Annotated in this window: 6 protein-coding genes; 4 read left to right on the forward strand and 2 right to left on the reverse strand. The window is 65.0% G+C overall.

Annotation, left to right across the window (positions count from 1 at the left end):
* From EOA86_RS10285 to EOA86_RS10295, 3 genes are all read left to right on the forward strand, one after another.
* Positions 1–2,267 (forward strand): heavy metal translocating P-type ATPase (locus EOA86_RS10285; RefSeq protein WP_128341518.1); only part of this gene is annotated, 2,267 nt, incomplete at its 5' end.
* 43 nt (positions 2,268–2,310) lie between these two features.
* Entirely contained in the window at positions 2,311–2,712 is a 402-nt protein-coding gene (locus EOA86_RS10290; protein WP_095521043.1) for a DUF305 domain-containing protein, read from the forward strand.
* Positions 2,713–2,791: 79 nt separating this feature from the next.
* Complete coding sequence (locus EOA86_RS10295; RefSeq protein ID WP_128341520.1) at positions 2,792–3,637, forward strand: aldo/keto reductase; 846 nt, start codon at positions 2,792–2,794, stop codon at positions 3,635–3,637.
* A 51-nt stretch (positions 3,638–3,688) separates the two neighbouring features.
* Here the strand turns inward: EOA86_RS10295 and mutS are convergent, their stop codons facing one another.
* A complete protein-coding gene (gene mutS, locus EOA86_RS10300; RefSeq protein ID WP_128341521.1) occupies positions 3,689–6,439 on the reverse strand; it encodes a DNA mismatch repair protein MutS in 2,751 nt (916 codons plus the stop codon).
* Positions 6,440–6,580: 141 nt separating this feature from the next.
* On the opposite strand from mutS, the gene EOA86_RS10305 reads away from it, so the two are divergent.
* Positions 6,581–8,860 carry an NADP-dependent malic enzyme gene (locus EOA86_RS10305; protein WP_128341523.1) on the forward strand — a complete coding sequence of 760 codons (2,280 nt, stop codon included), beginning with the start codon at positions 6,581–6,583 and terminating at the stop codon, positions 8,858–8,860.
* Between the two features lie 62 nt (positions 8,861–8,922).
* On the opposite strand, the gene EOA86_RS10310 is transcribed toward EOA86_RS10305, so the two are convergent.
* On the reverse strand, positions 8,923–9,409 hold a 487-nt coding region (locus tag EOA86_RS10310), incomplete at its 5' end, for an adenosine kinase (protein ID WP_164891661.1).

Below are 9,409 nucleotides of genomic sequence, written 5' to 3' on the forward strand. Positions count from 1 at the left end.
GCATGCGTGTCGACCGTGCCGCCGCCAAGCACTTTTCCCGGCATGAAGGCCAGGGCTTTTATTTTTGTTCGGCCGGCTGCAAGGTGAAATTCGAGGCGGAGCCGGCAAAGTATCTTGGCGACAAGCCAGAGCCGCAGGCGATGCCGAAAGGCACGCAATACACCTGCCCGATGCATCCCGAAATCGTCCGCGACAAGCCAGGCGCCTGCCCGATCTGCGGCATGGCGCTGGAGCCGATGGGCGTGCCGACCGGCGATGAGGGGCCGAACCCGGAACTGGTCGACTTCACGAGGCGGTTCTGGGTGAGCGCCGTATTGTCGGTGCCATTGCTGATATTCGCCATGGCGCCAATGCTCGGGGTGACGTTTAGCGCCTTCATCGAGGATTCGGCAAAGATCTGGGTGGAATTGACGCTGGCCAGCCCGGTTGTGCTGTGGGCGGCATTCCCTTTCTTCCATCGCGGCTGGGATTCGGTTCTCAACCGCAGCCCCAACATGTGGACGCTGATTTCGCTCGGCGTTGGTGCGGCCTATCTCTACAGCGTCGTTGCCGCGCTTTTCCCGGATATATTTCCGCACCAGTTCCGCGGTCATGAGGGGACGGTGCCGGTCTATTTCGAGGCGGCCGCCGTCATCGTGGCGCTGGTTTTCCTCGGCCAGGTGCTGGAGTTGCGCGCCCGTGAGAAAACCGGCTCGGCGATCCGCGCGCTGCTCGACCTCGCGCCGAAGACCGCGCGGCTGATCGGCGAGGACGGTTCCGAAAACGACGTGCCGCTCGACACGGTCAAGGCCGGCGATCGCCTGCGCATCCGCCCCGGCGATGCCGTGCCGGTCGACGGCATCGTGCTGGAAGGCCGCTCTTCCATCGACGAATCGATGCTGTCAGGCGAGCCGCTGCCGGTCGAAAAGACCGAAGGCGACCCGCTCACCGGCGGCACGCTCAACAAGAACGGTTCGCTGATCATGCGCGCCGAGAGGATCGGCGCCGAAACCACGCTGGCGCGGATCGTCGAGCTGGTCGCCAAGGCGCAGCGTTCGCGCGCGCCGATCCAGGGTCTGGCCGACCGCGTCTCCTTCTATTTCGTCCCGGCCGTCGTGGTGGTTGCGATCGTTGCGTTCATCGCCTGGGCGATCATCGGGCCGCAACCCAGCCTGGTCTTTGCCATCGTCTCTGCGGTCTCGGTGCTGATCATCGCCTGTCCTTGCGCGCTGGGGCTTGCCACGCCTATGTCGATCATGACCGCCACGGGGCGCGGCGCGCATGCCGGCGTGCTCATCAAGGATGCCGAGGCGCTCGAACGCTTTGCTTCGGTCGACACGCTGATCGTCGACAAGACCGGCACATTGACCGAAGGCCGGCCGAGACTGACCGACCTCGTCGCGGCCGAAGGCATAACGCAGGATGATCTGCTGGCATTTGCCGCCGGCCTCGAAAAAGGCTCGGAGCATCCGCTGGCCGAGGCGATCGTCGAAGGCGCCCGTGAACGCGGGGTAAAGATTCCCGACGTCGGCGGTTTCGAGGCGGTGACCGGCAAGGGCGTTTCCGGCACGGTGTCGGGAAAGGACGTCGCGCTCGGCAACGCCGCGATGATGGCCGATCTCGGCATCCATATCGCATCCATCTCGACCAGCGCCGAAGCGCTGCAGGCCCAAGGCAAGACCGCGATGTTCGTCGCCGTCGGCAAGAAACTGGCCGGCATCGTCGCCGTCGCCGACCCGATCAAGGCAACGACATCCGAGGCGATCAAGGCGCTGCACGACCGCGGCCTCAAGATCATCATGGCGACCGGCGATAACGAACGCACGGCGAAAGCCATCGCCAGCAAACTCGGCATCGACGAGGTGCGTGCCGGCCTGCTGCCGGAACAGAAGAGCGCGCTGGTCGAGGAGTTGCGCGCCAGGGGCGCCGGCGTCGCCATGGCCGGCGACGGCGTCAACGACGCGCCGGCGCTGGCCGCCGCCGATGTCGGCATCGCCATGGGCACCGGCGCCGATGTCGCGGTCGAAAGCGCCGGGATCACGCTGGTCAAGGGCGATCTCAACGGCATCGTCCGGGCCCGCACGCTCGCCCAGGCGACGATCCGCAACATCCGCCAGAACCTGTTCTTCGCCTTCCTCTACAACGTGCTTGGCGTGCCGGTTGCCGCGGGCGTGCTCTACCCGCTCACCGGCACGCTATTGTCGCCGATGATTGCGGCAGCGGCGATGAGCCTGTCATCGGTTTCGGTCATCACCAACGCGTTGCGGCTCAGGACGTTGAGACTCTGAGCCAAGCCTCGAGATAGAAATTCGTTCAAAAAGGAGATCATGAATGACCTTGGCCAAGAAGATCGTGCTGCTGCTGATGGCGGCCGGAATGCTGCTTGCCGTTTTCCTCGAAAGCATTCCGTCGCAAGCCCAGGAGATGAAACACGACAAGGGGGCGCACGACATGGGCGCGATGGGCGCGCAAAGCCCCTCGACCAACGGGTACAAGGCGGCGATGGACAAGATGCACACCGCCATGATGGCGATCGAACCTTCCGGCAATACCGATGTCGATTTCGCCCGTGGCATGATCCCGCATCATCAGGCCGCAATCGACATGGCCAAGATCGAGCTTGCCAATGGCAAGGATCCGGAAATGCGCAAAATGGCCGAAGCGGTGATCGCAGCGCAGGAAGCCGAGATCAAGCAGATGCAGGATTGGCTGGCCGCCCATCCGGTGGAGTAGCACCAGGCAGCTCGCGGGAAATCCGGGGTGGATTTCTCCCGAAGGGTGTGCTGCCATCGGGCGTCGACTGGAGCCCGCCATGCCATCAACGATAAGAACCACCACATTGCCCTCGGGCGAAGCCCTTCCCGTGCTGGGTCAAGGCACGTGGAGGATGGGCGAGGATTTCAGCCGCCATGCCGATGAGGTCAACGCGCTGAAGCTCGGGCTCGATCTCGGCATGACGCTGATCGACACCGCCGAAATGTATGCCAGCGGCGGGGCCGAGGAGGTGGTGGCGGATGCCATTGCCGGGCGCCGCGACGAGGTGTTCCTGGTCTCCAAGGTGCTGCCGTCCAACGCCTCGCGCATCGGCGTTCCGGCGGCCTGCGACAGAAGCCTCAAGCATCTGCGCACCGACCGTATCGATCTCTATCTGCTGCACTGGCCCGGCAGCCTGCCTCTGGCGGAAACGGTCGAGGCCTTCGACGCGTTGAAAAAGGCCGGCAAGATCCGCCACTGGGGCGTCAGCAATTTCGACACCCATGAGATGGACGAACTGGTCAGCCTGCCGGCCGGCGACAGCGTCCAGACCAACCAGATCCTCTACAATCTGTCTCAGCGCGGCCCCGAATTCGACCTTGCGCCCTGGAGCCGGCAACGCGGCATTCCGCTGATGGCCTATTCGCCGGTCGATCAGGGCGTATTGGCGCGCAATACCACGCTCGAAGCCATCGCCACCCGCCACAATGCCACGGCGGCTCAGTTGGCGCTGGCCTGGCTGATGGCACAGGACGGCGTCATCGCCATCCCAAAGGCCGGCAGGCAAGAGCATATCCGCCAGAATGTCGCTGCGTTGGACATCGAGCTCACCTCGGAAGATTCCGCAGAAATCGACCGTGCCTTCCCGCCACCGACCCGCAAGCGCGGGCTGCAGATGATTTGAGGTGGCGCAGGACCTAGGGTCGCGTTCCCTGCGCTATCGTACGAAGCCTGACTACTTCCCCGCCATTCCCTTCAGCCGATACAGCGCTTCCAGCGCCTCCCTCGGCGTCATCTCGTCGGGATTGATCTCCCCTAGCGCCGCGCTCAGTCCATCGCTCTTTACCGGCTTCGGCGCCTCTCGTTTCACCGCCACCGAAAACAGCGGCAGATCGTCGACCAGCCGGTTTGCCTTGCCCGAAACCTCGCCCGCTTCCAGCTGGTGCAGCACTTCCCTGGCCCGCCCGACCACCGCTTCCGGCAAGCCGGCCAGACGCGCCACCTGCACGCCGTAGGAGCGGTCGGCGGCACCCTTGCCGACCTCGTGCAGGAAGATCACGTCGCCCTCCCATTCCTTGACCCGCATGGTGACGTTGTGCAGCCGAGCGAGTTTGGTGGCCAGCGCCGTCATCTCGTGGAAGTGGGTGGCGAAGATCGCCCGGCAACGGTTCTTCTCGTGCAGATACTCGACCGCCGCCCAGGCGATCGACAGGCCGTCGAAGGTAGCTGTGCCGCGGCCGATCTCGTCCAGGATCACCAGCGCGCGTTCGCCGGCCTGGTTGAGGATCGCCGCCGTTTCGACCATCTCGACCATGAAGGTCGAGCGGCCGCGCGCCAGATCGTCCGAGGCCCCGACACGTGAAAACAGCCGGTCGACGACGCCGATATGGGCTGATGCCGCCGGCACGAAGGAGCCGGTCTGGGCGAGGATGGCGATCAGCGCGTTCTGCCTGAGGAAGGTCGATTTGCCGCCCATATTGGGGCCGGTCAGCAGCCAGATCGCGCCGTTCTTGGCATCGCCTTCCGGCGATAGATCGCAATCATTGGCGACGAACGATCCTTCGCCCGAACGCCGCAGAGACTGTTCCACCACCGGATGCCGTCCGCCCGAAATTGCGAAGGCGAGGCTGGCGTCCACCACGGGCCGGCACCAGGCTTCGCTTTCGGAAAGCAGCGCAAGTGCCGCCGACACGTCGAGCACGGCAAGCGCTTCTGCGCCGCCGCGGATCTTGTCCGCCTGGCCGACCGCTTCCGCCGTCAGCCTGTCGAAGGCGGCAAGCTCGATCGCCAGCGCCCGGTCGGCGGCATTGGCGATCTTCGATTCCAGCTCGGCGAGTTCGGTCGTGGTGAAGCGCATGGCATTGGCCATGGTCTGACGATGGATGAAGCGCGCCTTCGCTCCATCGCTGCTCGTCATGATCGCATGGTGGTTGGCGGTGACTTCGATATAATAGCCAAGCACATTGTTGTGCCGGATTTTCAGCGAGCGGATGCCGGTTTCGTCGATCAGCGAGCGCTCCAGCCCGGCAATCACCTTGCGCGATTCATCGCGCAGTGCCCGCATCTCGTCGAGCTCAACGTGGTAGCCGCTGCGGACGAAGCCGCCGTCGCGCTTGAGCAGCGGCAGCTCGTCACTGAGCGCCTGCGTCAGATGCTCGGCCAGCGGACGTGACAGCGCCTCGATCGCCGCCAGCGCCGCCGCCAGTTCTTGCGGAAGGGCGGTCGCCCCGAACAGTTCGGCAATAGTGCCGGCAGCGTCGAACCCGGCACGCAGCGCGCCGAGATCGCGCGGGCCGCCGCGGTTGAGCGCCAGCCGCGACAGGGCGCGAGGCATGTCGGCGACGCTCTTCAGGCTCGCCCGCACCGCCTGGCACAGCCGTGTCTCCGACCGGAAGAACGACACCGAATCCAACCTTGCACCAATTGCCGCCGGATCGGTCAGCGGCGCCATCAGCCGGTCGGCGAGCAGTCGCGCCCCACCGCCGGTCACCGTGCGGTCGATCGCCTTGAGCAGCGAGCCCTCGCGGCTGCCGGAAAGGGTGCGCAGCAGCTCCAGATTGGCGCGTGTCGCCGGATCGATGAACAGCGTCGAACCCTGCTCCTCGCGCTCGGGCGGCGACAGCGGCGGCCGCTCGGCCTTCTGCGTTTTTTCGACATAAGCGATAGCGCCTGAGATCGCCGATAGCTCGGCGCGGGAAAACGTGCCGAAACTGTCCGGCGTCGCCACCGCGAAGAAACGGGCGATGCGCCCGGCGGCTGATGCCGAGTCGAACAGGCTCGGCGGCTGCGGATTGGCGACCCGGCCGAGCACGTCGAACACCGGTTTCAGCTCGGGATCGTAAAACACCGGCTCGGCGACAATCAACTCGCGCGGGTCGACGCGAAAGACATCGGCGAGCAGCCGGTCTGCGGTGGTCTCGGCAACGCGGAAGGCGCCGGTCGAGATCTCGATCCAGGCCAGCGCAAAACTTCCTTGGTTCCCTGTCGCGCTGCCGCGCTCCCCGCCTCTTGGCTCGGCCCCGCCCTTGACCCGGCCAAGCGCCATCAAAAAGCTCGATTCTGACGGCGCCAGCAACTTGTCCTCGGTGATGGTGCCGGGCGTCACCAAGCGCACCACGTCGCGGCGCACCACCGACTTGCCGCCGCGTTTCTTCGCCTCGGCCGGATCCTCGATCTGCTCGCAGACGGCGACGCGGAACCCTTGTCCGATCAGCTTCTCCAGGTAGTCGTCGGCGGCATGCACCGGCACGCCGCACATTGGGATGTCGAGGCCCTGGTGCTTGCCGCGCTTGGTCAGGACGATGCCAAGCGCCCGGCTCGCCTTCTCGGCGTCGTCGAAGAACAGCTCGTAGAAATCGCCCATGCGGTAGAACAGCAGCGAATCCGGGTTCGCCGCCTTGATCTCGATATACTGCTCCATCATCGGCGTCGCCGGCGCAAAGGCCGGCGTAGCGCTGTCGCTGCGAATGGGCGTTTCGTCGTTCAAGAAGCTGCTTCCAAAATTCCCGAGCTATCTGCTTGGCGGTTTACAGCGGCGAAGTGTAGCCTTAATCCCGAACGTTCCACAAAAGAAAGCATTGCGCCCGTCTCGACGAGGTGCTGCACGGGTGAGGAAATCGAAAGCATCATGGCCAGGAAAACCGAAAACCCCGGGCCCTCCGTCAGTGCGCAGGAGGCGCTGGAATTCCACGCCATGGGCCGTCCCGGCAAGCTGGAGATCGTCGCCACCAAGCCGATGGCCACCCAGCGCGACTTGAGCCTCGCCTATTCGCCGGGCGTCGCGGTTCCGGTCCTCGCCATCGCCGAGGATCCCAGCCGCGCATTCGACTACACGGCGCGCGGCAATATGGTCGCGGTCATTTCCAACGGCACCGCCATCCTCGGCCTCGGCAATCTCGGCGCGCTGGCCGCCAAGCCGGTGATGGAAGGCAAGGCGGTGCTGTTCAAGCGCTTCGCCGATGTCGATTCCATCGATCTCGAGGTCGACACCGAGGATGCCGACGAGTTCATCAACTGCGTGCGCTTCCTCGGGCCCTCCTTCGGCGGCATCAACCTGGAAGACATCAAGGCGCCGGAATGCTTCATCATCGAGCAGCGGCTGCGCGAACTGATGGACATACCGGTCTTCCACGACGACCAGCACGGCACAGCCATCATCTCGGCCGCCGGCCTGATCAATGCGCTGGAAATCACCGGCCGCGACATGAAGACCACGAAAATGGTCTGCAACGGCGCGGGTGCGGCTGGCATCGCCTGCATCGAGCTGATGAAGGCAATGGGCTTTGCGCCTGAAAACATCATTCTGTGCGACACCAAAGGCGTCGTCTTCCAGGGCCGCACAGAAGGCATGAACCAGTGGAAGTCGGCGCATGCCGTCAAGACCGACGCGCGCTCGCTAGCCGAGGCGCTGGACGGCGCCGACGTGTTTCTCGGCCTGTCCGCCAAGGGCGCACTGACCACCAAGATGGTGCAGTCGATGGCCGAGAAGCCGATCATCTTCGCCATGGCCAATCCCGATCCGGAGATCACGCCGGAGGAAGTCGCCGAAATCCGCACCGATGCCATCATGGCCACCGGCCGTTCGGACTATCCGAACCAGGTCAACAACGTGCTCGGCTTCCCCTACATCTTCCGCGGCGCGCTGGACGTGCGGGCGACCACCATCAATGATGACATGAAGATCGCCGCGGCGCGGGCGCTGGCCGAACTGGCGCGCCAGGACGTGCCCGACGACGTCGCCGCCGCCTACCAGGGCATGCGGCCGAAATTCGGCCCCAACTACATCATCCCGGTGCCGTTCGATCCGCGCCTGATCTCGGCCATTCCGATCGCGGTCGCCAAGGCAGCGATGGAGTCCGGCGTCGCGCGCAAGCCGATCCTCGACCTCGACCGCTACGCGCAGGAGCTTTCCGCCCGCCGCGATCCGATCGCCTCGACGCTGCAGCGCATCTACGATCGCGTGCGCCGCCAGCCCAAGCGCATCGTTTTCGCCGAGGGCGAGGAGGAGCAGGTGATGCGCGCCGCCGTCTCCTATGTGAACCAGCGGCTCGGCACCGCCATCCTGCTCGGCCGCGACGACATCATCAAGGAGAACGCCAGGAACGCCGGCATCGAGCTGAACAAGCAAGGCATCGAGATCATCAATGCGCGGCTGTCGCGCCGCAATGGCGTCTACACCGACTATCTGTACGAGCGCATGCAGCGCAAGGGCTTCTTGTTTCGCGACTGCCAGCGCCTGATCAACAACGACCGCAACCATTTCGCCGCCTGCATGGTGGCGCTGGGTGATGCCGACGGCATCGTCACCGGCGTCACCCGCAACTACTCCACGGCGCTCGACGACATCCGCCGTGTCATCGACGCCAAGCCCGGCCACCGCGTCATTGGCGTTTCGATCGTGCTGGCGCGGGGCCGAACCGTGATCGTCGCCGATACCGCCGTGCACGACATGCCCAATGCCGAACAGATCGCCGACATCGCCGAGGAAGCCGCCGGCTTTGCCCGCCGCATGGGTTATGAACCAAGGCTCGCCATGCTCGCCTATTCCACCTTCGGACATCCGCAGGGTGAGCGCTCCGAGCGCGTCCAGGAAGCGGTGCGCATCCTCGACAAGCGGCGCGTCGATTTCGAGTATGACGGCGAGATGGCCGCCGACGTGGCGCTCAACGCGCGCGCCATGGCGCAATACCCGTTCATCCGGCTGACCGGCCCGGCCAATGTGCTGATCATGCCGGCGTTCCACTCGGCCTCGATCTCAACCAAGATGCTGCAGGAACTCGGCGGCTCGATGGTCATCGGCCCGCTGCTGGTCGGATTGGACAAGCCGGTTCAGATCGTCTCGCTCAACGCCAAGGACAGCGACATCGTCAACATGGCGGCGATCGCGGCGTATACGGCGGGGGCGTGAGGAGCGGACGTCTCTGCCTTCTCCCATACCGAAGGGAGAGAAGGAAGAGACGGCGTCGAGCCCTACAGCAGCCCTGCCTGCTCAGCCTCGTGGCGCAAATTCTGCCGCGGCCTTGGCCCGATCTGCTGGATGACCAGTCCGGCCGCCAGCGAGCCGAGGTCGCCGCAATCCTTCAGGCTGCGCCCTTGCGTGTAGCCGTAGAGGAAGCCGGCGGCATAGAGGTCGCCGGCGCCGGTGGTGTCGACCAGTTCGCGGATTTTGGTCGCATCGATGGTGACGGTCTCGTCGCCGCGCACGATTACCGAGCCCTTTTCAGAGCGGGTGACGGCAGCGATCTTGCAGTCCTTGCGGATCTGCGCCAGCGCCTCGTCGAAGGAGGCGGTCTGGTAAAGCGACTTGATCTCGTGGCTGTTGGCGAAGACGATGTCGACGGTGCCTGAGCGCATCAGCTCCAGAAACTCGTCGCGATAGCGGTCGACGCAGAACGAATCCGACAGCGTCATCGACACTTCGCGCCCGGCGGCATGGGCGAGCTTCGCTGTCTGCCGG

Source organism: Mesorhizobium sp. M5C.F.Ca.IN.020.32.2.1 (assembly GCF_004023105.1).
Taxonomy (GTDB): Bacteria; Pseudomonadota; Alphaproteobacteria; order Rhizobiales; family Rhizobiaceae; genus Mesorhizobium; species Mesorhizobium wenxiniae.